Source organism: Cupriavidus pampae (assembly GCF_914271485.1).
Taxonomy (GTDB): domain Bacteria; phylum Pseudomonadota; class Gammaproteobacteria; order Burkholderiales; family Burkholderiaceae; genus Cupriavidus; species Cupriavidus pampae.
In genome coordinates, this window is record NZ_CAJZAG010000007.1 from 145,338 (window position 1) to 168,665 (window position 23,328).

General features: G+C 66.5%; 17 protein-coding genes. 6 read left to right on the plus strand and 11 right to left on the minus strand.

The window, feature by feature from the left end; genetic code table 11:
* Positions 1-33 precede the first annotated feature (33 nt).
* A complete protein-coding gene (locus LDO41_RS18280; protein WP_223990757.1) occupies positions 34-912 on the plus strand; it encodes a LysR family transcriptional regulator in 879 nt (292 codons plus the stop codon).
* Here the strand turns inward: LDO41_RS18280 and LDO41_RS18285 are convergent, their stop codons facing one another.
* Genes LDO41_RS18285 through LDO41_RS18295 form a run of 3 tightly spaced genes read right to left on the minus strand, consistent with a single transcriptional unit; the run spans position 913 to position 3,641 of the window.
* Positions 913-2,088, minus strand: coding sequence for a vWA domain-containing protein (locus LDO41_RS18285; RefSeq protein ID WP_223990759.1), 1,176 nt, complete (start codon positions 2,086-2,088; stop codon positions 913-915).
* 40 nt (positions 2,089-2,128) lie between these two features.
* Positions 2,129-2,752 (minus strand): GNAT family N-acetyltransferase, encoded by a 624-nt coding sequence (locus LDO41_RS18290; RefSeq protein WP_377741659.1) that lies wholly within the window; start codon positions 2,750-2,752, stop codon positions 2,129-2,131.
* A 4-nt stretch (positions 2,753-2,756) separates the two neighbouring features.
* A complete protein-coding gene (locus LDO41_RS18295; protein ID WP_223990761.1) occupies positions 2,757-3,641 on the minus strand; it encodes an AAA family ATPase in 885 nt (294 codons plus the stop codon).
* Positions 3,642-3,961: 320 nt separating this feature from the next.
* Between LDO41_RS18295 and LDO41_RS18300 the strand changes: the two genes are divergently transcribed.
* Positions 3,962-4,309 carry a c-type cytochrome gene (locus LDO41_RS18300; RefSeq protein WP_223990763.1) on the plus strand — a complete coding sequence of 116 codons (348 nt, stop codon included), beginning with the start codon at positions 3,962-3,964 and terminating at the stop codon, positions 4,307-4,309.
* A gap of 61 nt (positions 4,310-4,370) precedes the next feature.
* Positions 4,371-4,730 (plus strand): c-type cytochrome, encoded by a 360-nt coding sequence (locus tag LDO41_RS18305; RefSeq protein ID WP_223991395.1) that lies wholly within the window; start codon positions 4,371-4,373, stop codon positions 4,728-4,730.
* 45 nt (positions 4,731-4,775) lie between these two features.
* Here LDO41_RS18305 and aroG read toward each other — a convergent pair whose 3' ends face one another.
* From aroG to LDO41_RS18325, 4 genes are all read right to left on the minus strand, one after another.
* Complete coding sequence (aroG, locus tag LDO41_RS18310) at positions 4,776-5,855, minus strand: 3-deoxy-7-phosphoheptulonate synthase AroG (protein WP_223990766.1); 1,080 nt, start codon at positions 5,853-5,855, stop codon at positions 4,776-4,778.
* A gap of 407 nt (positions 5,856-6,262) precedes the next feature.
* Positions 6,263-7,723 (minus strand): metalloprotease TldD, encoded by a 1,461-nt coding sequence (gene tldD, locus LDO41_RS18315; RefSeq protein ID WP_223990768.1) that lies wholly within the window; start codon positions 7,721-7,723, stop codon positions 6,263-6,265.
* Between the two features lie 93 nt (positions 7,724-7,816).
* Positions 7,817-8,653 (minus strand): carbon-nitrogen hydrolase family protein, encoded by an 837-nt coding sequence (locus tag LDO41_RS18320; RefSeq protein ID WP_223990770.1) that lies wholly within the window; start codon positions 8,651-8,653, stop codon positions 7,817-7,819.
* A 26-nt stretch (positions 8,654-8,679) separates the two neighbouring features.
* On the minus strand, positions 8,680-13,038 hold the full coding sequence (locus LDO41_RS18325; RefSeq protein ID WP_223990772.1) for a YhdP family protein: 4,359 nt from the start codon (positions 13,036-13,038) through the stop codon (positions 8,680-8,682).
* 275 nt (positions 13,039-13,313) lie between these two features.
* On the opposite strand from LDO41_RS18325, the gene glnE reads away from it, so the two are divergent.
* A complete protein-coding gene (gene glnE / locus LDO41_RS18330; RefSeq protein ID WP_377741722.1) occupies positions 13,314-16,190 on the plus strand; it encodes a bifunctional [glutamate--ammonia ligase]-adenylyl-L-tyrosine phosphorylase/[glutamate--ammonia-ligase] adenylyltransferase in 2,877 nt (958 codons plus the stop codon).
* Positions 16,191-16,230: 40 nt separating this feature from the next.
* The gene (gene rrtA, locus LDO41_RS18335; protein WP_223990774.1) at positions 16,231-16,797 is read left to right on the plus strand and encodes a rhombosortase; all 567 of its coding nucleotides are present in this window, start codon (positions 16,231-16,233) and stop codon (positions 16,795-16,797) included.
* Positions 16,798-16,975: 178 nt separating this feature from the next.
* On the opposite strand, the gene mprA is transcribed toward rrtA, so the two are convergent.
* The 4 genes from mprA to LDO41_RS18355 all read right to left on the minus strand — a co-directional run bounded on the left by mprA (position 16,976) and on the right by LDO41_RS18355 (position 22,152).
* On the minus strand, positions 16,976-18,643 hold the full coding sequence (gene mprA, locus LDO41_RS18340; protein WP_223990775.1) for an MprA protease, GlyGly-CTERM protein-sorting domain-containing form: 1,668 nt from the start codon (positions 18,641-18,643) through the stop codon (positions 16,976-16,978).
* A 132-nt stretch (positions 18,644-18,775) separates the two neighbouring features.
* Positions 18,776-19,273, minus strand: coding sequence for a hypothetical protein (locus LDO41_RS18345; RefSeq protein ID WP_223990777.1), 498 nt, complete (start codon positions 19,271-19,273; stop codon positions 18,776-18,778).
* Positions 19,274-19,319: 46 nt separating this feature from the next.
* Positions 19,320-21,149 (minus strand): DNA repair protein RecN, encoded by a 1,830-nt coding sequence (gene recN, locus LDO41_RS18350; RefSeq protein WP_223990779.1) that lies wholly within the window; start codon positions 21,147-21,149, stop codon positions 19,320-19,322.
* An 85-nt stretch (positions 21,150-21,234) separates the two neighbouring features.
* Positions 21,235-22,152, minus strand: coding sequence for an NAD kinase (locus LDO41_RS18355; protein ID WP_223990781.1), 918 nt, complete (start codon positions 22,150-22,152; stop codon positions 21,235-21,237).
* Between the two features lie 102 nt (positions 22,153-22,254).
* On the opposite strand from LDO41_RS18355, the gene hrcA reads away from it, so the two are divergent.
* Positions 22,255-23,301, plus strand: a complete 1,047-nt coding sequence (gene hrcA, locus LDO41_RS18360) for a heat-inducible transcriptional repressor HrcA (RefSeq protein ID WP_223990783.1) — start codon at positions 22,255-22,257, stop codon at positions 23,299-23,301.
* The last annotated feature ends 27 nt before the right edge of the window (positions 23,302-23,328 follow it).

The following is a 23,328-nucleotide window of genomic DNA, read 5'->3' on the forward strand; positions in this document are numbered from 1 at the left end:
GTCATTCCAATTGGTATTGAATAGGGGTGTAGCATGCGACGCTTATGTCCGTCGATGACGGAGTTGCAGGCGTTCGAGGCCTCCGCCCGGCACAACAGCTTCACTTTGGCCGCGCGGGAACTCCACGTGACGCAGGGGGCGGTGAGCAAGCAGGTCCGGAGCCTGGAGGCATTCCTCGGGGTCGAGCTGTTCGAGCGCGTGCGCCAGCGGCTGCTGCTGACCAGCGCCGGGGAGCGCTACCTCGAGCGCATTCGTCCGAGCCTCAACGAGATCGAGGCCGCGAGCGTGGAACTGATCGCGCGCAAAGGCCGTGGCGGCATCCTGCATATCGCGAGCATGCCGACGCTCGGCGCCAAATGGTTGATCCCTCGCTTGCCGCAGTTCTTCGCGCGCTTTCCGGAGGTGACCCTCGAATTCGTGCCGCATGCGCAGGGCTACGATTTCTCGGAGCCGGACCTCGATGCGGCGATTCGCTTCGGCGATGGCGTGTGGCCCGGCAGTCTCGCCGACTACATCACGGGGCGTGAAGTGGTGCCGGTGTGTCGCCCGGGCATGCTGGCCGATGCGGACACGCACGCGCCCGCGGCGCTGCTGCAATATCCGCTGCTACACCATACGACCGTGCCCGAGGCATGGCCGGATTGGCTCTCGGAACTTGGTGTCTCGACGCGGCAGGCCTGGAGTGGGGCGCGCTTCGACCAGTTCTCGCTGCTGACGCAGGCCGCGGTATCGGGCCTCGGCATCGCGCTGATTCCGCGCTGCCTGATCGAGGAGGAACTGGCCACGGGGGCGCTGGTGATTGCGCACCCCGCGCAGGTGCTGGCGAAGAAGGGATACTACCTTTGCTATCCGGAGCAGAAGGTCCACATGCCCGCGCTGCAAATCTTCCGCACCTGGCTGATGGAAAGCTGATTACTTCGTCAACACACGCATCGCCTGCTCCAACCCGGCAATCGTCACCGGATACATGCGCGACTTCATGATCTGGCTGATCACCGTGATCGACTGCCGGTACTGCCACAGCCCCTCCGGCTCGGGATTGAGCCAGATGAAATGCGGAAACTGCTCGATCAACCGGTTGAGCCAGACCGCGCCCGCCTCCGGATTGTTGTACTCGACCGACCCGCCCGGCTGCAGGATCTCGTATGGGCTCATGGTCGCATCGCCGACAAAGATCACCTTGTAGTCGGACGAGTACTTGTGGATCAGGTCGTAGGTGGAAACCTTCTCCGCATGCCTGCGCCGGTTGTTCTTCCACACATGGTCGTACACGCAGTTGTGGAAGTAGAAGTATTCGAGGTGCTTGAACTCGGTCTTGGTCGCGGAGAACAGTTCCTCCACGCGCTTGATGTGGTCGTCCATCGAGCCGCCCACGTCCATCAGCATCAGCACCTTGACCTTGTTGTGCCGCTCGGGCCGCAGCTTGATGTCGAGCAACCCGGCATTGGCCGCGGTGGAATGAATCGTGTCGTCGAGGTCGAGCTCGGTGTCAGCCCCGTCGCGCGCGAAACGCCGCAACCGGCGTAACGCCACCTTGATGTTGCGCGTGCCGAGTTCGACCGAGTCGTCATAGTCCTTGTACGCGCGCGCCTCCCACACCTTGAGCGCGGTGCGGTTGCCCTTGGACGGCCCGCCGATGCGAATGCCCTCGGGGTTGTAGCCGCCGTGGCCGAACGGTGACGTGCCACCGGTGCCGATCCACTTGCTGCCGCCCTCGTGCTTCTCCTTCTGCTCGTCGAGCAGCTGCTTCAGCCGCTCCATCAGCTTGTCGAGCCCACCCATCGCCTCGATCTTCGCGCGCTCCTCGGGCGACAGTTCGCGCTCGAGCGTCTTCTGCAGCCAGTCCAGAGGAATGTCGCTCTTCCAGTCGACGAGGTTCTCCACGCCCTTGAAGTAGGCCGCGAAGGTCTGGTCGAACTTGTCGAAGTGCTTCTCGTCCTTGACCAGCGTCATGCGCGACAGGTAGTAGAACTCGTCGATCGATGGCGAGATGACCTGCGCGCGCAGCGCTTCCAGCATGGTCAGGTACTCCTTGACCGAGACCGGCAGCTTGGCGTGGCGCAGCGAGAAGAAGAAGTCGATCAGCATCGTGGGCTCCCGGGGGCGGCTGCGCTGGTTGTGGACGTCCTTAGCGTGGCCGCGCCAGCTGGAACTGCAGATGCGAACGCACCATCGGCCATTCGCTCGCGATGATCGAGAACACCACGGTGTCCCGCAGCGAACCGTCGGGCAGCCGCTGGTGGCTGCGCAGCACGCCATCCTGCTTGGCACCGAGGCGCGCGATCGCGGCCCGGCTCTGGTGGTTCATCCAGTGCGTGCGGAACTCCACCGCGATGCAGTGGCGCTTGTCGAACGCGTAGCCCAGCAGCATCAGCTTGCACTCGGTGTTGAGCGGGCCGCGCTGCACGCGGCGCGCATACCACGTCGAGCCGATTTCCACGCGGCGGTTGTTGGCGTCGATGTTCATGAAGTTGGTCATGCCCACCACATCGCCGGAGTTGTTGCAGCGGACCGCAAACGGTTGCCACAGGTCCTGCTCCTGCAGCGCGAGGCGGCGCTTGATCTCGCTCTCCATCGTGTCGGGCGCCGGCACGGCCGTGTACCAGAGCTTCCACAGTTCGCCATCGGCGACGGCTTCCGCGAGGCCCGGCGCGTGCGCGGTGGTCAGCGGCTCGAGCGTGACGTGGCGGCCGACCAGCGTGGTCGGTTGAACGAAGCGGTTACCGGTCGGGTTGGTCATCGCGGTGGTCATGGGATCAGCGATTGGAGCGGTTCATGAACACCAGGCGCTCGAACAGGTGCACGTCCTGTTCGTTCTTGAGCAGCGCGCCATGCAGCGGCGGGATCGCGGCCTTGCGGTCGGGGCTGCGCAGCGCCTCGGCCGGAATGTCCTCGGCCATCAGCAGCTTGAGCCAATCGATCAGCTCGGACGTCGAAGGCTTCTTCTTGAGCCCCGGCAGATTGCGCATCTCGTAGAACGCGTCGAGCGCGGCGGCCACCAGCTCGCGCTTGATGCCGGGATAGTGCACGTCGACGATGCGCTGCATCGTGTCCGCATCGGGAAACTTGATGTAGTGGAAGAAGCAGCGGCGCAGGAACGCATCCGGCAGCTCCTTCTCGTTGTTCGACGTGATGATCACGAGCGGGCGATGGCGCGCGCGCACGGTCTCGCGCGTCTCGTACACGTAGAACTCCATGCGGTCGAGCTCGCGCAGCAAGTCGTTCGGAAACTCGATGTCGGCCTTGTCGATCTCGTCGATCAGCAGCACCACCTGCTCGTCGGCCTCGAACGCCTGCCACAACACGCCCTTGACGATGTAGTTGCGGATGTCATGCACGCGGTCGTCGCCGAGCTGCGAGTCGCGCAGCCGCGACACCGCGTCGTATTCGTACAGGCCCTGTTGCGCCTTCGTGGTCGACTTGATGTGCCATTGCAACAGCGGCATGCCCAGCGCGGCCGCGACTTCCTCGGCGAGCATGGTCTTGCCGGTGCCCGGTTCGCCCTTGATCAGCAGCGGCCGCTGCAGCGTGCGGGCGGCATTGACGGCGAGCTTGAGGTCGTCGGTGGCAACGTATTGAGCGCTGCCCTCGAAGCGAGTGACATTCGGGGTGGCGTCGGTGGTGCTGGCGTTATCGGACATGAGGGCGGCAACCTGGATGGCGGAGATGGCGAAGTTAACGGCCGGAATTGACGAGTATAAGAGCCTTTCCGGCCCGTGTCCGATGCGCGCCACGCCGGCTGGACTGCCAAGAGCCTGCTGCGGTACAATGCGCCGGTTTGACGCGCGCCGCAGAGCCGTTGCAACACCTCGCCCGGAGACAGCAAAAAATCAGCGAGAGAACAAGTGGGAAACCGCAAGCGGGAAACCCAAGTGGGTAACCGCAAGCGGGAAAACCGCGGGAAAACCAGCGTCGTCAGCGCGTCTGCTCGGTTTAATACTTCCCCCTATCATCAAAGACAATGAAAAAGCTCCTCACGATGGTGGTGTTGGGCGCGGCCGCAACGGCTGCGCAGGCCCAGGAAGTCAAGGGCAATGTGGACGCTGCCAAAGACAAGGTTGCAATGTGCATCGGTTGCCATGGCATTCCCGGTTACCGTGCATCGTTCCCGGAAACTTACGAGGTCCCCATGCTTGGCGGCCAGAGCGCCAAGTACATTGAGAACGCGCTGAAGGGTTACCAGAAGGGCGAGCGCAAGCATCCGACCATGCGTGCAATTGCCGCCTCGCTGACCGAACAGGACATCGCGAATCTGGCTGCGTACTATTCGCAGCAGAACGCCGAGACCAAACCCAACTCCCTGAAGTAAGAGGCGCGAGATCATGACGACGACCAAGACGTTTTCGATCGTGGCCGCGGCCGCGACCTTCATGGCCACGGCATGGCTGCCCGCCACTGCCAGTGCGGCCGATATCGCCGCCGGACGCGCGCTCGTGGAGAAGGGGGGCTGCGTGGCCTGCCACGGCGCGGGGCTCAACAAACCCATCGCACCCGACTATCCGAAGCTCGCCGGCCAGCATGCCGACTATCTGTTCCACGCGATGACGGGCTACCAGACGAGCGGCAACCTGCTCGTGGGCCGTACCAACGCGATCATGGCCGGGCAGATGAATGCGAATCCGGCAGTCACCGGCAAGGACGGCAAGCCGCGTCCGTTCACGCACAAGGAAGTGCGGGACATCGCCGCGTACATCGAATCGCTGCCGGGCGACCTGGTCCTCAAGAAGTAACGACCTTGATTGCCCCTCTCCCGCCGGGAGAGGGGCACCACCTCATCAGTTACCGCTGCCCGTTGCCAGACGACGAGCCTTGACGGCGTTCGCGAGCGTTTCCAGCACGCCCGTCGAATCGTCCCAGCTGATGCAGGCGTCGGTCACGGACTGGCCGTAGCACAGGTTCTCCACTGGCGTGCCCTGGACGTGGTCCTGACGGCCGCCCACGAGGTGCGATTCCACCATCACGCCGATGATGCGCTGGTCGCCACCGGCCACCTGTTGCGCGATATCGCCGCACACCGGAATCTGGTTCTCGTGCTTCTTGCTGCTGTTGGCATGCGAGGCATCGATCATCAGGCGCGCCGCGAGGCCCGCCTTGGAGATCGCATCGCAGGCTTCCTGCACGCTGGCCGCATCGTAGTTCGGCGTCTTGCCGCCGCGCAGGATGATGTGGCAGTCCTCATTGCCCGACGTCGACACGATCGCCGAATGGCCGCCCTTGGTCACCGACAGGAAATGGTGCGGCTGCGACGCGGCCTTGATCGCGTCCACCGCGATCTTGACGTTGCCATCCGTACCGTTCTTGAAGCCCACCGGGCACGACAGGCCAGACGCGAGCTCGCGGTGCACCTGCGACTCCGTGGTACGCGCGCCAATCGCGCCCCAGCTGACGAGGTCCGCGATGTATTGCGGGCTGATCATGTCCAGGTACTCGGTGCCGGTGGGCAGGCCAATCTCGGCGATGTTCAGCAGCACTTCGCGCGCGGTGCGCAGACCATCGTTGATCTTGAAGCTGCCATCCATGTGCGGATCGTTGATCAGGCCCTTCCAGCCCACCGTCGTGCGCGGCTTCTCGAAGTAGACGCGCATCACGATCTCGAGCTCGTTCTTGTAGAGGTCGCGCTGCGCCTTGAGCAGGTGCGCGTATTCGAGTGCCGCGCGCGTGTCGTGGATCGAGCAGGGTCCGATGATGACGATCAGACGGTCGTCCATGCCGTGCAGGATGCGGTGCATCGACTGGCGGGCGTCATAAATCACGTCGGAAGCCGATTCCGACAGCGCAAATTCGCGGATCAGGTGCGCGGGCGGCACGAGTTCCTTGAGTTCGCGAATACGCAGGTCGTCGGTGTTCTTCAGCATGATGGCTCCGGATCGGTCTTGATTGTGGGGTGATGATGTAGCTAAAAAATTGCAGCAATAAAAAAAGCCGCCAGGTTCGCTGGCGGCTTTTTTAGAATTTCGGGTACTTACAGCAGTCCCTCTCCATCCGCCAGCGGTGCGAGATCGCTAAAAAAGTAAAAATAAAACTTGGCGGACATGGCGGAATTCAGTTCGGCTGAGGTCAGCTTGTTTCAGTTTCAGGAAAACGCAATGCTTTTATGTCGCGGCAATCTTTGATGTGGCATGAAATTGCGCGCCAGGTGCGGAACTACCAATCGCAAAACGTGGCGCTTGCGCGACGAAGCATCTTTATATCTCTTTTCGAAAATGTTGGCAAGCGAGCCATGACTATCGCAACGATAGCCGTGGCGCGCCCGCCGCGGGCGTCAGGCCGTGCCGCCCACCGTCATGTTTTCGATGCGCAACGTCGGCTGGCCCACGCCCACGGGCACGCTCTGGCCTTCCTTGCCGCACACGCCAACACCCGAATCCAGGCGCATGTCGTTGCCGATCATCGTCACGTCCTTGAGCGACTCGGGGCCGTTGCCAACCAGCGTCGCGCCCTTCACCGGGTATGTGATCTTGCCGTCCTCGATCATGTACGCCTCGCTGGCCGAGAACACGAACTTGCCGTTGGTGATATCGACCTGACCGCCGCCGAAGTTGACCGCGTACAGGCCGCGCTTGACGCTGGCGATGATCTCGCCGGGATCGCGGTCGCCGTTGAGCATGTACGTGTTGGTCATGCGCGGCATCGGCAGCGCGGCATAGCTCTCGCGGCGCGCGTTGCCGGTCACCGGCATCTTCATCAGGCGCGCGTTCAGCGTGTCCTGGATATAGCCGCGCAGAATGCCGTCCTCGATCAGCGTCGTGCACTGGGTCGGGTTGCCCTCGTCATCGAGGTTCAGCGAGCCGCGACGGTTGGCCAGCGTGCCGTCGTCGACCACGGTCACGCCCTTGGCCGCCACGCGCTCGCCCAGACGACCCGCGAACGCGGACGAGCCCTTGCGGTTGAAATCGCCTTCGAGGCCGTGGCCCACTGCTTCGTGCAGCAGCACGCCAGGCCAGCCCGGTCCGAGCACCACGGTCATCGCGCCAGCCGGGGCAGGGCGCGCTTCGAGGTTGACCAGCGCCGAACTGACGGCCTCGTCCACATACTTGCGCAGCAGTTCGTCGGTGAAATAGCCGTACGCGTAGCGTCCGCCGCCGCCCGACGAGCCGATTTCGCGGCGGCCGTTGTGCTCGGCGATCACGGTCACGGACACGCGCACCAGCGGGCGCACGTCGGCGGCGATCACACCATCGCTGCGCGCCACCAGCACCACGTCGTATTCGCCCGCAAGGCCGGCCATGACCTGCACCACGCGCGGATCCTTCGCGCGCGCCATCTTCTCGATGCGTTCGAGCAATGCCACCTTCTCGGTTGCGCTCATCGAGTCGAGCGGGTCGTTTGGCGTATAGAGGTCGCGTCCGCCTTGCGAAGCCAGCGATTTGGCCACCTTCACGCGGCCGCTGCCGCTCTTGCCGATCGTGCGCGTGGCGGCGGCCGCCTGCGACAGGGCCGCCAGGCTGATGTCGTCCGAATACGCGAAGGCGGTCTTGTCGCCCGACACCGCGCGGACGCCCACGCCCTGGTCGATGCTGAAGCTGCCCGACTTCACGATGCCTTCCTCGAGGCTCCACGCCTCGTTGCGCGTGTACTGGAAGTACAGGTCCGCGTAATCGACCTTGTGCGTGAAGATGTCGGCCAGCACGCGCTGCAGCGTCGCCTCGTCGAGGTTGTACGGCGCCAGCAGGATCTGTTGCGCGGTAGCGAGGTTACGAATTCCGAGATCGCCGGCGTTCATGTTCGTCCTTATGTTTTGACAGCTGCTTCTTGTGGTGTAGGCCGCGCGGCGGGGCAATTCGTCGAATCAAGGCGGCGGCCAATGACTGACATCCTACAGCACGCGGTGACGCAATGCCGGCAGGTTCTGCCGGACCTCGGCCAGACGCGCCGGATCGATGGTGCCGCTCACCACGCCTTCGCCCTCGGGCAGCACGGCGAGCACTTCGCCCCATGGATCGACCAGCATCGAATGGCCCCAGGTGCGCCGGCCGTTCTCGTGCTTGCCGCCCTGCGCGGCCGCCAGCACATAGCACTGGTTTTCGATCGCGCGGGCGCGCAGCAGGATCTCCCAGTGCGCCTGTCCCGTGGTGTATGTGAAGGCGGCAGGCATCAGAATCAAGCTCGTGCCGCCACCTGCCGCCAGGCCGCGATACAGCTCCGGAAAGCGCAGGTCGTAGCAGACCGACATCGCCACGCGGCCGCACGGTGCGTCGAACGACACCGGCGCGGTGCCGGCGAGGATCGTGCGCGACTCGTCATAGCTCTCGGTGCCGCGCGTAAAGCCGAACAGATGGATCTTGTCGTAGCGCGCGACGCGCTGGCCACGTGGGTCGAACGTCAGCGACGTGTTGTAGACGCGGCCATCGTCACCACATTGGAGGGGCAGGGTGCCGCCGACCAGCCAGACGCGATGCCGGCGCGCGGCGTCGGCCAGAAAGCGCTGGATCGGGCCGTCGCCATCCGCCTCGCGGATCGCCACCTTGTCGGTCTCGGTGCGGCCCATGATGCAGAAATACTCGGGCAGCAGCACCAGCTCGGCACCGCCGCGCGCTGCCTCGGCGATCAAGGCGTCGGCGCGTGCGAGGTTGGCATCGACCGATGTGCCCGTGACAGTCTGCACGGCAGCCACCTGAAACGGTACGGCGCGTGGGGTCTCGTCGAGCGTCATGGGCATCCTCCGAATAGATTGAGCGGTTAGCGCGGATAGGCGCCCGAACGGTCCTGCACCGGTGCGCGCGTCTTGGGGTCGTCCACCTTGGTCACCTGCGGATCGGCCCAGGAGCCGGTCACGCGGTAATGCTGCGTAAAGACCTTGGAGAACTCGTCGGCGAACAGCAACTGCGCGGCCAGCGTGCCGATGCCGAGCACCGGGTTGATAAAGGCGGCGGCCACCGACGTGGTGGCCGCGTTGATGCGCGGCACCACTTCCACGTCGAGGTCCTGCGTCTCGCGCAGCAGGTTGGCGGAGCCCGTCATCGCCGCGTTGATCTGATTGCTCTTCATGCGGAACGACTCGATCGTGCCGACGCCGTTTTCGATCGTGCCGTTACCGGTGACGTCGTCGAACACGGTGCCGCGGCTCGTCACGCTGCGGAAGTCGAGCGTGGCAAAGCGCAGCAGGCTCTGCAGGCTCAGCACGCCGAGCAGCCGCGCCGCGCCCGGATCGACGCTGAGGATCTGGCCGTTCTCGAGGTGCAGCGCGAGCTTGCCCGACAGCGTCGGATAGTCGATCGACAGCGGCGAACCCTTCCAGTACACGCGGCCTTCGAGCGAACCGTTGCCGTCGCGCAGCGTGTGCGGCATGCCCATGCGATCGAGCATCGCGCCGGCATCGCGGATCTCGAGCTTGAAATTGAGCAGCGTGCGGCGTGCGCTGGCATCTGGATTCGTGACGGCAGCGGCGTCGCGCAGCCGGCGCGGCAGGCGCCACGAGCCGTTGCCCGTGAACGTGCCACCGGGTTGCTCGATGGTCAGCTTGTCGAGCGTCCACACCGAGTCCGCGCCCTCGATCGCCGTATGCGCGCGCAGTTCCACCTTGCCATAGTCACGGCCATGCAGCACGAACTGGTCGGTGACGAGGTCGATGGCCGGGAGCTCGTCGATATTGCTCGCCATCGTGTCGGTCATATGGCCGTTGTCGCTCGCGTCAGGAATATCGAGCCGCGCCAGGCGGACATTCAGCGCGCCTGTCGGCGAGTTCGCGTCGCGGCGCCACTGCGCGGTACCGTTGATCTGCGTCGACGCGATCTTCATGTTCCAGCCACCACGCGCGCGGTCGGCATCGAACGTGACGTCGTCGAGGTTGCGGCCGAACGCATCCACCGCGCGCGCGCGGACCGTCACGCGCTCGGGCAGGAATGGCGAGCTGCGATCGACGTGGCCGCCCGGGGCCGGGATGTCGCTGCCTTTGCCGCCGTCCTTGCCCGCGCTGGCGTCAAACAGCTTGCGCCACGTGTCGACATCCAGATGGTCGGCGCTGATCGCCGCCGTCACGCCGCTGACCGGTTGCGGCGCGGGCTGCTGCACGCCGATGCCGCCCGCGAGCACTTCCGTCGTTTCACCGCGATGGAGCACGTAGCGCATATTGAGCGCGTTGCCGTACTGGATCACCATCTCGTCGGGGGTGGCGGTATTGCCACGCGAGGTAACCGGCAGGGGGCGCAGGTCGAAGCGCAGCGGTATCTCCTGCGAAGCGGTCTTGCCGAGCGGTGCCGGCAGATCGACCGCCATGCCGTTGAGCTCCGTACCCACCTGCACCTGCAGACGCTTGTCGCGCACGCTGACCACCGCGTTGTACGACGTGCCGCCTTCCAGGCGCGCGCCGAGCGCGGCGAGCGAGGAGGATGCGAGTACCTCGCGGATGCCAGCCGCCGAGGTGTTGCCGGTGACGGTCACGCGCGTGCTGTTGTCGGGTTGCGTGCCACCGCCGAGCCTCGCCTCACCGCCGATAAAGCGCCCACGCATATTGTCGAGCCGGAAGCCGTGCTCGTTGAACGCGATGCTGCCGGTAGCGCCACCGAGTGGCGGCAGCTCGGGCATCAGCACGACGTCGTTGCCCGGAAACCGGAACTGGCCCTCGACCTTCGAGTCCACCGCATGATCCAGCGGCATATCGAGCTTGAGCTTCAGCTCGCCATTGCCCTGGCCGCGCGCCTCGTCGGTCACGCCGCCGATCCAGCCGCGCACCGGGCTGGCCGCGACATAACGCAGGAAGGCGGCAAGCGGGCCCTGGCCCATGCCTTCCACGTGCAGGCGGCCCGTTTCGCTGAGGTCGTCGATCTGGCCGCTGACGTCGTGCAGCGTCACGCCCGCAATGCCTTGCACGGCCGCGCGCTTGACCGTGAACGACATCGTGTTGCGCTGGAACAGCAGGTGGCCGTCGATCTCGCTGAAGTCGGGCCATGCCTTGCCACCAGTCGGTCCCGACTCGTGCGGCGCCACCTGATAGCTCACACGGTGCAGCGGCACGTCCACGCGGAAGTCGCCGGCCTTCTCGAACTGACCCTGAAACGGAAAGTGGAACAGGTCGCCGCGTAACAGGAACTTGACGTCCGCGCCGTCGCCGCCGACCAGCGCCCCGCTCAGATACTGCCGCGTATGCGGCATCGATGCCGGCAGGTAGCGCACCACGCGCGCGGCCTGCACACGTGCCAGCTCGCCGGACAGGTCGGCAATGCCGCTGGCGCCGTCACCGCCCGCGCGCCAGCTGCCGCGCACGGTGCCCGCCAGGTCGGCGTTGGCAAAGCGCAGGCCTTCGGTGCGAATCACGAGCTTGTCCTGCTCGTGCGTCCAGCGCACCTCGCCCGCGAGCTCGTCGAACGGCACGCGCGGCTCCTCGAACAGGCCCGGGAAGATCAGCGTGGCGCCCGCGCTGTCCACGCGCGCGGTGCCCTGACGATCGTCGAAGCTGAAGCTGCCGGACAGCCGCGAGAAACCCGGCGTGCCCACGCGCGGATGGCCGTCGGCCGACATCGCCGGCACCGCGGGCTGGCCGTTCATGGATACGCCGCGCAACGTGCCCTGCACTGTGTAGTGGGGTACGCCGGGGCGGTTGTCGAGCAGGCCCACGCGCTCGCGCACCCACGCCACGTCGAGGTTGTCGATATGGCCCGCCGGCTGCAGCGCGCGCAGCTGACGCAGCATCTCGGTGTCGATCGGCATCGAGGTGGCCAGCGCGCGCAGCGTGTTGAGGTCGAAGGTCGGCGCCTTGAGCGCGAACTTGCGCAGCACGTTCTGGCGATCGCGCGTCCAGTCGATGGTGACCTTGCGCATGCCTTCACGCAGACCCGGGTCGCTCGGGCTGGGCGGGCCGGCGATCGGCTCGGCCTGCCACAGCAGCGTGTCGATCGTCAGCCGGTTGTTGCCGGCGCGGTCGGCGCTGTGGATCAGATAGGCCTGCGCGTTGGCGAGCTTGAGCGGCGCGGGCGCGCCGGTCAGCTGCAGATCCACCGCGCTGGCGCGTAACCGGGTCTGGCTGCGCTGGATATTGCCGCCGCGGAAATCCACGGTGCCGCTGGTGCTGAAGGTGCCGCTATCCACCTTGTCGAAGATCGGCAGGTAGCGCTGCACCACGGGCAATTGCACCTGCGTGAAGTCCCAGTCGGCCTGGCCGTTCCAGTGCATCCAATTGCCGGCGTCGTGCAGGTAGTCGTGGCGGAAGCTGGCCTGGATCACGAGCGGCTGCGGTGCCAGCGCGCCACTGCGCGCCTCCAGCCGCAGCGTGTGATGCCCGCCGTTGCGCAGCGCGCTGAAGTGGATATCGGCCACATCGAGCTGCGGCAGGCCCGCGCGTTCGTCCAGCCAGCGCAGGTTGCCGCTGGTCAGCTCGATGCTGCCCTGGCTCATCAGCCAGTTAAGAAAGCGGTCGTCGCCGGCGGTGCTCGCCTGGGTTTCCACCGGCACTCCGGCCACCAGCAGCATGCCGTCCTTGGTACGGCGGATCAGCACATCGGTACCACTCGCCTTGAGGCTGGCGAACTGCAGGCTCAGGCCCGCCAGCGACTGCCAGGCCAGCGTGCCGTCGAGTGTGCCGGTCTGCAACAGCACGCGCTGCTGGGTGTCCACGGCGCGCACATTGCGCGCCCGGAAGGCCGGATGCCAGCCGTCCCAGAACGTGTCGAGCTCGCCGATGGTGAATTGCGCATGCAGCTCGGTGGAGGCGCGTTGCTCGAGCCATTTGCGGGCTTCGTGGGCCTGCGGCCACAGCACGAAGCGCACCAGCAGGCCGATGGCCAGCGCCAGCACCGCGAGTATCAGCGCCACACGCACGACCATGCGCGCGAGCCAGCGCCAGCACGGATGGTTCACCGCGGTGCGGAAGGCATGCCACAACTGCCGGGGCAGCGCGCCAGCGAACGTGCGCCAGCCGCGCGTATTGGAAGACGTGTGAGGGGTGTTCAAACCGGAAGCGTGAGAAGAGCCGGGGTGTGCGTTGGCGGTGGCGTCGAATACTGTCGGGGACGGCTGGGTGGACGCCAGTAAGGTGGTGGATTCGCTGCCCGCGCGCGCAGGGGTCGCGGAACCGTCGGCGGAGGCGGAAGGGCGGCTGGACATGGGCAGATTATCCGACAATACTAGCCGCTCTCCAAAGGGGTCCCGAACTAAAAGATTACTGAATGACTGCCTCCGATCCGACAGGTTCCTCACCGGTTGCCACACCGAGCTCCGCGAGTGGCACGCCGAGCGCCGCGCCCGGTGCCGCACCGAATGCAGCGCCGAACGCCACCGCATCCGCGGACCCGACCGTCGTCGATCCGACCGCGGCCTCCGGGACTGCGGATCCGGTGGCCGGGAATGACGCCGCCGCCACTTCCGGCGCACTCGGCACCATGACCGACGGTGCCTTCGCGACCATGCCGGCGCAGGATCTGGCCGCCCTCGATAGCAAGGGACACGTATTGTACTCGGCGGCCTATTCGCATTACGCGCGCCGCGTCATGCAGGCGCGCCCCGAGGTGACGGAGGTGGTGACGCAGGCCGCTGGCGTGCCGCTCACGCGCGCCTGGATGGAAGCGCGGCTCGCCGCGCTGCATGAGCCCGGGGCTGACGGGGCGGACGTCGACGCCGCGGCCGGCCGCGCGCTGCGCCGGCTGCGCGCGGAAGTCATGTGCGTGGTGATCGAGCGCGATCTGCGCGGTGCCGCCGCGCTGGGCGAGGTCACCGGCGCGATGACGGATCTGGCCGAACTGGCGATCCAGCACGGCCTGCATGTGCTCGGCAACGATCTGGCCGCGACCTTCGGCCGGCCGACCTGCAGACAGGGCGCCGAGGTGCAGGAACTGGTGGTGGTCGGCATGGGCAAGCTCGGCGGCCGCGAACTCAATGTCTCTTCGGACATCGACCTGATCTTCCTGTATGACGAGGACGGCGAGACGCAGGGGGGCACGCGCAGCCTTTCCAACCATGAATACTTCATCCGGCTGGGCCGGCGCCTGATCAACCTGCTGTCCGAGGTCACGGCTGACGGTTACGTGTTCCGCGTGGACATGCGGCTGCGTCCGAACGGCGATGCGGGGCCCCTGGTGTGCAGCCTCGGCATGCTCGAGGAATATCTGATCGTGCAGGGGCGCGAGTGGGAGCGCTATGCGTGGATCAAGGGCCGGATCGTATCGGCGCAGGACTCGCCGCACGCGCAGCGTACGGCGGCATTGCTGGAGCGGCTGACCACGCCGTTCATCTTCCGGCGCTACCTCGACTACGGCGTGATCGCGGCCATTCGCTCGCTGCATGCGCAGATCCGCGCGGAGGCGGCCAAGCGCAGTGGTGGGCTGGCCGGGCACGGCATGAACCAGCGCTCGTTCAATATCAAGCTCGGTCGCGGCGGCATTCGCGAAATCGAGTTTATGGCACAGGTGTTTCAGCTGATCCGCGGCGGGCAGGATCCCGCGCTGCGCGTGCGGCCGACGCTCGAAGTGCTGTCGGTGGCCGTCGGGCGCAATTTGCTGCCGGCAGGGCAGGCCGAGCAACTGGCCGATGCGTATCGCTTCCTGCGGCAGCTCGAGCATCGGCTGCAGTATCGCGACGATGCGCAGACCCATCACCTGCCGACCACGCCTGAAGAACAGCAGGCTGTGGCGCTGTCGATGGGATGCGCGGACTGGCAGGCGCTGGTCGAGCGCATGTATGCGTTGCAGGAGCCCGTGGCGCAGCAGTTCGAGGCGACCTTCGCCGATCCGTACGCCGAGGGCGATACGCAGCCGGCCGAGGAGTTGTGGCCCGAGCTCGTACGCGAGGAAGTGGCCACGCGCGCCACGCAGGATGGTCCGGACCAGAGCGACGAGACGGATCCCGGCTCTTCGCCATGCCAGCGCCTGCAGGCGGTGGGGTTTCTCGATTGCACGGGTCTCTACGACCGCCTGCGCGCGATTGCCACCTCGGTACGCTACCGCGCGTTGTCGGAAACCAGCCGCGCGCGTTTCGATCAACTCGTGAACCGCGCGCTCGATCTGGCCGCGAAGCAGGACGATGCCGATAGCACGATCGCGCGCTTCCTCGACTTCCTCGATGCGATCAGCCGGCGCGCGTCGTATCTGTCGCTGCTATCCGAATATCCGCAGGCGATGGATCGCGTGGCCCACACGTTGCACGCCTCGCGCTGGGCGGCCGCCTATCTGACGCGGCATCCGCAACTGCTCGACGAACTGCTCGACAGCGATGCGCTGGCCGGCGCGCCGGACTGGCCCGCATTCCGGAGCCGGCTGGGCGAGCGTCTGGCCGCGTCCGATGGGCAGGTGGAAACGCAGATGGACATCCTGCGGCGCGAGCACCATGCGGAGACCTTCCGCGTGCTGCTGCAGGATTTACGCGGCACGCTGACGGTGGAGCAGATCGCGGACCGGCTCTCGGATCTGGCCGATGCGATGCTCGAGGTCACGTTGCAGGCGGTGTGGCGGCAGCTGGCCACGCGTCACATCGAGACGCCACGCTTCGCGGTGATCGCCTATGGCCGCCTCGGTGGCAAGGAGCTCGGCTATTCGTCGGACCTCGATATCGTGTTCCTGTACGACGATCCGCACGATCGCGCGCCCGAGGTGTATGCAGCCTATGCGCGCCGGCTTATCACCTGGCTCACGAGCCATACCGCGGCCGGCATGCTGTTCGATGTGGACACGCGTCTGCGTCCCAATGGCGAGGCGGGGCTGCTGGTCACGAGTTTCGATGCGTTCCGTCGCTATCAATTCCGCGAGGGCGACAACACCGCGTGGGTGTGGGAGCACCAGGCGCTGACGCGCGCGCGCTTCTGCGCTGGCGATGAAGAGATCGGCGCGCGCTTCGAGTCGCTGCGCAAGGACGTGTTGAGCCAGCCGCGCGATGCGGCCACGCTGCGTGCCGATATCGTGGAGATGCGCGGCAAGGTCTCGGAGGGGCATCCGAATCCGACTGGTCTGTTCGACCTCAAGCACGACCGTGGTGGCATGGTCGATATCGAGTTCACGGTGCAGTATCTCGTGCTGCTGCACAGCGGCACGCATGCGGCGCTCACGCGCAACGCGGGCAATATTGCGCTGCTGCGTATCGCGGGCGAACTCGGCCTGATCGATGCCGCATTGGCGGCCGAGGTCGGCAACGCGTATCGCCTGTTCCGCGCCCGCCAGCACCAGATCCGGCTCGACGGCCATGCGCAGGCTCGTGTGCAACCCGCGAGCGTCGCTGGCGAGACGGAAAAGGTGAGGGCGCTGTGGCACGCGGTGTTCGGTGACGCCTGAAAACACGACGTCCGGGCGGCGGGGCGCTGGCACCGGCGCCATGATGGCCACGGTCGCCGGCGTGGCGCTGCTGTCGGCGCTGTTCACATTCGTGCCATGGCTGCACGCGCACGGGCTCTACATGCGCGATGCGGTGCGCGTCGATGGCCAGTGGTGGCGCATCGTCACGGCGATGTGGGTCCATCTGAGCTGGAAGCACTGGCTGGTGGACGTGGCCGCCGCCACCGGCCTGCTGCTGCTGACCGGACGCGAAGCACGCCCGCGCGACATGTTGGCGGTGCTGGTGATCTGCGGCGTGGTCGCGCAAATCGCCATGCTGCGCATCGCGTCGATCGGCTGGTACGGCGGACTGTCGGGCGCGCTGCACGGGCTGGCGCTATGGGGCGGCCTGCGCCTGCTTCAGGCCCCGGGCCTGTCCCGCGTGATCGGCGTGGTGATGTGCGTCGCCGTGCTGGTCAAGGTATGGACCGAACAGTCATGGCTCGCGGCCATCGTGTTCGATCCATCATGGAACTTCGGCATCGTCCGCGCCGCCCACGCGGCGGGCGCCGTCGCGGGCCTTGCATGCTGGGTACTACAGGAGTGGTGGAGCAACCGCCGGCGCTAGTCACCAAAGGCTTACTCCCTCTCCCTCATTGAGGCCACCGCGCGGGGCATCGCATGCTCACGGTTTGCTCCCCTCTCCCTCAGGGAGAGGGGCCGGGGGAGAGGGTGAAACTAGATTGACCTACTGTTTGCTCCCCTCTCCCTCGGGGAGAGGGGCCGGGGGTGAGGGCAGCAACGTTTCAACCGCGCCGCCGCAACCCAAATCCCACCATCCCACCAAACGCCAGCAACACCGCTACCCAAGGTGCCACCGCACCACCACCGCCGCCACCACCACCACCCGAATCGGCAACCGGCTGCGCCGCCGGCGGCGTGGTCACGGCCGACGGCGGCGTCGGTGCCAGCGCCACCGCCGCATCGGCATCCAGCAACCCCGCCCCGCACACCGCCGTCGTCGACCGCGTGCAGAACGTATTCGCCGGGTGTGCCCGCGCGGTGGCTTTCAGCGTGGCGACAATCTGGGCCGGCGTCAGCGATGGGTTGACCGACAGCATCAACGAAATCACCCCCGACACCATCGGCGTGGCAAAGCTCGTCCCTTGCGAGAGATTCACCGTGTAGTTGCCGGCCACCGTCGGGCCATCGTTCGACAGCGTACGGATAAACGACTGCCCGCCGACGCAAGCGCCGTTCTGCACTTTCGAATTGCCGCAGCCACCCCCGGGCGCGCTGATCGCAACCTGCGGCCCGACATTGGCAAAGCTCGCATTCTCGCCATCGTTCGCATGCGCGGTGACCGCGATCACACCGGCGCAGTCGGCCGGCGCTTCCACCGCGCCCGCCACCTGCCCAGGCGCGGCATTGCCAGCCGCAGCCACCACCACCACGCCGCGCGCGGCCAGATCGGTAATCGCCTGCTGCTCGATGGAGCTACAGGTGCCGCCCCCAAGGCTGACGTTGATCACGCGCGCCGGCGTCGGATTGTCCGGCACGCCCGGCACCGACAACCCACCCGCCCAGCGCATGCCATCGACGGTATCGGACAACTGCGCGCCGCAGCGCCCCGATACGCGCACCGGCTGAATCTGCGCATTCCAGTCGACCCCGGCGACATTGATGCCGTTGTTGGTCAGCGCCCCCAGCACCCCGGCCACGCGCGTACCGTGCCAACTGCTGGGTTGCGCCGTGGTGACCGTACCATCGGAGCAGACCGTGCCGGCCGGCTCAAAGTCGCCCGCATCGATCGGATTGGCGTCGCGGCCGTCGCCGTCGTTGGAGACCGACGTCGAACTGATGAAGTCGTAGCCGGGAATGATGCGGCTACCGAGGTCGGGATGCGGCAGATAGCCGGTATCGACCACCGCCACGACAATCGCATTGCTGCCCCGCGTGCGATCCCATGCGCGCGGCAGATTCACGCCCCCAGCCACCTGCTGCGGCGAACCGAGGTAGGTCTGGTTCGTGGCGAAGTCCGGATCGTTCGGCACGGTGTCATGCAGCCGCAGCCAGCGATCGGGCACCGCATCGGCAATGCGCGGATCCTTGCGCAGCCGCGCCGCCACCGCCTCGGGGTCTTCACCCGATGCGTTTGCCACCGACAGCAGTTGCATCGCGCCGCCCATCTTGCGTCGAACCGACAGCGCCACACCTGTGGTGTCCTGGAGCTGCCGCATGCGCTTGTCCGTCTCCGCAGCGTTGTCCGAGGGCGCCTGCCCGTCGCGCCAGCGCACGATGTAGTTGCCGGTATAGCGCGGCGCCGGCTTCAGCCGTACCGTGCTATCGCCCTGGGCGGACACCGGCGTCGCCAGCGCGGCGGCCGCCGCCGCGACCAGCGCCAGTGACATCACGCGGATGCCTGCATGCGAGCGCCATCGATCGAGGCGGGATGCAATGTTTGACCAGGACATTGACTGTGGCGCTGCTACGGGCATCGAGGGCTCCTGAATATTTTCTAGTACAGCAAGTAACAACCTACATGAAAGATTTTCTACGAAGGTGCCGCGCCAAACATCTGTTCGACAAGGCGCCCGACAACACAATTAATTAGGGGGCATGTCACGCGTGTTCGGCATCGTGCGATGCGGCTTGAGCATGCGATCGGGCTCGGCGGTCTCGATGCGCGGCGCGGCGCGTAGCGTCGTCGCCGCCTGCTCGAGCGTGGCATCGGCCGACTTGCTGATGGCCGTCACCAGCCATACGCCGCCCGACATCGGCCGCTTGACCACATACCGGTAAGGCCCGGCAATCCCCGCCAGCAGCTTGCCGGCATCTTCGGACACGATTACCGCGGGTGGCGTGAAGCGAACCATGATGTCGCCAATGGCGCGATCGTCGGTGATGCTGCCCGGCGGTGGCGTGTACGAGCGCGCTTCGGAGGCACATCCCGACATGGCGCCAAAGCCGGCGAAGGCCGCGGCGGCCAGCAACGCGCTCAACGCGTTGCGCGCGGGAGAACGCAGGCCGGCACCCGCCGGCGCGCGACGGCGCGACGGGGCATCCTGCAAGGTGGGGCGGCCAGGCCGCTTGCCAGTGATCATCGTTGCCTAACTCCTGGATCGCGGCGCGGCGCGCCTGTCCGTAACATCAGCCGACCGCACGGCGCGCGCGGCGTCCGTCCTTGTCGGCATCCTTGTTGCTATCTTTGCTGTCCTTGCTGCCCTTCGCGCTCTTGGCGCCCGCGTTGGCGGCATGACCACCACGCGCGTCCTGCGTCGCCGCCTGTGCCACCCCCTGCGCTACCATCTCCTCGGCATGTTGCAGCGTCGTGGCAGTCACGGTGGCGCCCCCGAGCATGCGCGCGGTTTCCGTCACGCGGCCGGCGGTATCGAGCGGCCGGATACGCGAGCGCGTGATGGGCCCATTGACTGGTCCATCCGTCTTGCTGCCCTCCACGGTATCCTTGCTCACCAGTAGATGCGTGCCAGCCTGCGCGGCCACCTGCGGCAGGTGCGTGACGCACAGCACCTGGCGTGCGCGCCCCAGTTCCTGCAGACGCCGTCCCACCACTTCGGCCACCGCGCCGCCAATGCCGGTATCCACCTCGTCGAAGATCAGCGTGGGCGTAGGCGCGGCCTCGCTCGTGATAACCGAAATCGCCAGGCTGATCCGTGCCAGCTCGCCCCCGGAGGCCACGCGGGCCAGCGGGCGCGCGGTCACGCCCGCATGGCCGGCCACGAGAAACTCCACCTGCTCCAGCCCATAACTCTGACCTTCGTCGAGCTTGTGCAGCGCCACCGAAAACGCGCCGCCGGCCATCGACAGGCCCTGCATCGCCTCGGTCACCGCCGCCGACAAGGCCTCCGCGGCACGCGTGCGCGCGGCCGACAAATGCTGGGCGAGCGTCAGGTAGGCCCCGCGCGCGGCAGTCTCGCGCGCGGCGATCTTGTTGATGTCCTGCGCAGCCTGCAGGTCGTCGAGCTGCTGACGACGCGCCAGCAGCTCGTCGGGCAGTTGCTCGGGCGGCAGCCGATACTTGCGCGCGGTGGTGTGAATCGCCTGCATGCGCGCTTCCACGGCCTGCAACCGCTCGGGATCGAGTTCGACGCGATCGACGTAACGCGACAGCGAATGCGCGGCTTCCTCGGCCTGCACCTGCGCGGGTTCCAGCGCGGCCAGCACGTCGTTGAGCGCGGGGTCGAGGTCGGCCAGCTGGCGGACCTTCTGCACGAGGCTATTCAGCGAGGACAGCACCGAACCGTCGGCCTCGTGTAGCGCGTCGAGCGCCGTGCGGCTGCCATCGATCAGGCTGGCCGCATGCGACAGGCGGTTGTACTCGGTCTGGATCTCTTCCCATTCGCCGGGCTGCGGCGCAAGCTTGTCCAGCTCGCCCACCTGCCATTCGAGCCGTTCACGCTCCAGCTGCATCTCGCGCGACTGCTGCTCGACGGCCTCGCGCTGCCGCACGCAGGCGCGCCACGCACGCCAGGCCTCGGCCACCGCGGTGGTCTGCAGGGTCAGACCGGCATGCGCATCGAACAGCAGACGCTGCGCGTCGGGCCGCAGCAGTTGCTGGTGCGCATGCTGTCCGTGGATATCGACGAGCTGGTCGCCCACCTCGCGCAATTGCGTCAGCGTGGCCGCGGCGCCGTTGATAAAGGCCTTGCCGCGCCCGCCAGCATCGACGGTCCGGCGCAGCAGCACCTCGTGATTGCCCTCATCACCACCGAGTTCGCGTTCGGCCAGCCACGCGTCGAGCGTGGCATGCGTGGCGAAGGTCGCGCTGATGCTGGCGCGCGCGGCGCCCTCGCGCACCACGCCGGCGTCGGCGCGTTCACCGAGCACGAGCGCAAGCGCATCGATCAGGATCGACTTGCCGGCACCGGTCTCCCCGGTGAACACCGTGAAGCCGGCGGAGAAGTCGAGGTCGAGCGTATCGACGATGACGAAGTCGCGGATGGACAGGCTGCGCAGCATCGTGAGCGGTGGGCGGGTGGAAGGCGGTGGGGTGGAAGGTGCGGCGTGGTGTGAGCAGGCGGCGGCAAACCGGCGCGGGGCCGGCTCAGAGCCGATTGTCCTCGGTCGGGTATTCGTGCCAATGCAGTTTCTTGCGCAGCGTGGCGTAGTAGTTGTAGCCCACCGGATGCAGCAACCGCACGGTCTTGTCCGAATGGCGCACCACGATGCGGTCGCCGGGCAACAGCGAGGTCAGTGACTGCATGTCGAAGTTCACGCTCGCATCGCGCGCGGTGGCCACCTCGATCGTCACCTCGGCGTCGTGCGGCAGCACGATGGGCCGGTTCGACAGGGCGTGCGGGGCAATTGGCACGAGCACCAGCCCAGAGAGCGTAGGATGCAGGATCGGACCACCGGCGGACAGCGCATAGGCGGTGGAGCCGGTCGGTGTGGACACGATCAGGCCGTCCGAACGCTGGTTGTACATGAAGTGGCCATCCACCGAGACCGCCAGCTCGACCATCCCCGAGATGCCGGAACGGTTGACCACCACGTCATTGAGCGCCAGCGCGGTGAAGATGATCTCTTCGTCGCGGATCACCCGGGACTCCAGCAGCATGCGGGTCTCGGCCTCGTAATGGCCGGCCAGCATGGCCGGCAGGACGCTGGTGACCTTGTCGAGCGGAATATCGGTCATGAAGCCGAGCCGGCCGTGGTTGACGCCGATCAGCGGCACGCCGGCGCCGGCCAGCTGCCGCGCGATACCGAGCAGCGTGCCATCGCCGCCCAGCACCACGGCGACGTCGGCGGTGCGGGCGATCTCCTCGGGCGTCATCGCCGGATAGCCGGTCAGGCCGGTCGCCAGCGAGGTTTCCCGCTCGAACACGACGTCCTGGCCGTTGCGCGACACGCAGGACGCGATCTCCTCCAGCGGGCCTTCGATCCCGGCGGTGGAATGGCGGCCCACAAGGGCGATGGTCTTGAACGGCGCACGCGGCGCGCTGGCTTTGGGGGGTACGGACATGGCGGGATTAGACCATACCGATATGAACGTTGTCAGCAGCCGCCCCGGGGGTTGGCGCAAGGGCCGCCTGAAGCGGGAAAACACGATTAGAATCTGGGCATTATGGACGAACGTTCGAAAACCCTTCTCAAGACGCTGATCGAGCGGTATATCGCCGAGGGCCAGCCCGTGGGCTCGCGTACGCTGTCCCGGTACTCGGGGCTCGACCTGTCGCCGGCGACGATCCGCAATGTCATGTCCGATCTCGAGGAGATGGGCTTTATCGCAAGCCCGCACACCTCGGCCGGCCGCATTCCCACGCCGCGCGGCTACCGGCTGTTCGTCGATTCGATGCTGACGTCGCGTCCGCTGGAGCGGGCGCCCGAACTGGATGCGCAACTGGCGGAGCTGGCCGGGCAGATCCAGGGCCAGCTCTCGGGCCAGCAACTGACGCCGCAGCGGATGATCACCTCCGCCGCGCACACGCTGTCCAACCTGTCCCGCTTCGCGGGCGTGGTCATGACGCCACGGCGCACTCAGTCGTTCAAGCAGGTGGAGTTCATGCGCCTGTCGGAGAAGCGCATCCTGCTGATCATCGTCAGCCCCGAAGGCGACGTGCAGAACCGCATCATCCAGACCGAACGCCCGTATACGCCCGCGCAACTGATCGAGGCCGCCAATTTTTTCAACGCGCACTATGCCGGCATGAGCTTCGACGCCGTGCGCGACCATCTGCGCGTGGAACTGCAGGACCTGCGCCGCGACATGTCGTCGCTGATGCAGGCCGCGGTAGAGGCCGGAAGCAGCGCGATGGCGGAGGAAGACGATCAGGTCTTCATCTCCGGCGAGCGCAAGCTGTTCGAGGTGGAGGACCTTGCCTCGAGCATGGACAAGCTGCGCCGGCTGTTTGACGTGTTCGAGCACAAGACCAATCTGCTGCAGCTGCTGGACGTGTCCAGCCACGCGCAGGGCGTGCAGATCTTTATCGGCGGCGAGAGCCAGCTGGTGCCGATCGAGGACATGGCCGTGATCACCGCGCCGTATGAGGTGGACGGCCAGATCGTCGGCACGCTTGGCGTGATCGGCCCCACGCGCATGGCCTATGAACGCGTCATTCCAATCGTCGATATCACCGCGCGGCTGCTTTCCAGCGCGCTGAGCCAGAACTGAACGCCGCGGCGGGGTCCGCATGCCCCC

Coding starts and splice junctions, on each gene's coding strand:
- LDO41_RS18320 (WP_223990770.1), bottom strand. CDS start 8,653: ATGACGCTCGACGAGACCCCACGCGCCGTACCGTTTCAGGTGGCTGCC.
- mprA (WP_223990775.1), bottom strand. CDS start 18,643: ATGTCCTGGTCAAACATTGCATCCCGCCTCGATCGATGGCGCTCGCAT.
- rrtA (WP_223990774.1), top strand. CDS start 16,231: ATGATGGCCACGGTCGCCGGCGTGGCGCTGCTGTCGGCGCTGTTCACA.
- LDO41_RS18325 (WP_223990772.1), bottom strand. CDS start 13,038: ATGTCCAGCCGCCCTTCCGCCTCCGCCGACGGTTCCGCGACCCCTGCG.
- LDO41_RS18285 (WP_223990759.1), bottom strand. CDS start 2,088: ATGCTGATCGACTTCTTCTTCTCGCTGCGCCACGCCAAGCTGCCGGTC.
- LDO41_RS18295 (WP_223990761.1), bottom strand. CDS start 3,641: ATGTCCGATAACGCCAGCACCACCGACGCCACCCCGAATGTCACTCGC.
- LDO41_RS18300 (WP_223990763.1), top strand. CDS start 3,962: ATGAAAAAGCTCCTCACGATGGTGGTGTTGGGCGCGGCCGCAACGGCT.
- LDO41_RS18290 (WP_377741659.1), bottom strand. CDS start 2,752: ATGACCACCGCGATGACCAACCCGACCGGTAACCGCTTCGTTCAACCG.
- LDO41_RS18305 (WP_223991395.1), top strand. CDS start 4,371: ATGGCCACGGCATGGCTGCCCGCCACTGCCAGTGCGGCCGATATCGCC.
- LDO41_RS18280 (WP_223990757.1), top strand. CDS start 34: ATGCGACGCTTATGTCCGTCGATGACGGAGTTGCAGGCGTTCGAGGCC.
- aroG (WP_223990766.1), bottom strand. CDS start 5,855: ATGCTGAAGAACACCGACGACCTGCGTATTCGCGAACTCAAGGAACTC.
- hrcA (WP_223990783.1), top strand. CDS start 22,255: ATGGACGAACGTTCGAAAACCCTTCTCAAGACGCTGATCGAGCGGTAT.
- LDO41_RS18345 (WP_223990777.1), bottom strand. CDS start 19,273: ATGATCACTGGCAAGCGGCCTGGCCGCCCCACCTTGCAGGATGCCCCG.
- glnE (WP_377741722.1), top strand. CDS start 13,314: ATGACCGACGGTGCCTTCGCGACCATGCCGGCGCAGGATCTGGCCGCC.
- recN (WP_223990779.1), bottom strand. CDS start 21,149: ATGCTGCGCAGCCTGTCCATCCGCGACTTCGTCATCGTCGATACGCTC.
- LDO41_RS18355 (WP_223990781.1), bottom strand. CDS start 22,152: ATGTCCGTACCCCCCAAAGCCAGCGCGCCGCGTGCGCCGTTCAAGACC.
- tldD (WP_223990768.1), bottom strand. CDS start 7,723: ATGAACGCCGGCGATCTCGGAATTCGTAACCTCGCTACCGCGCAACAG.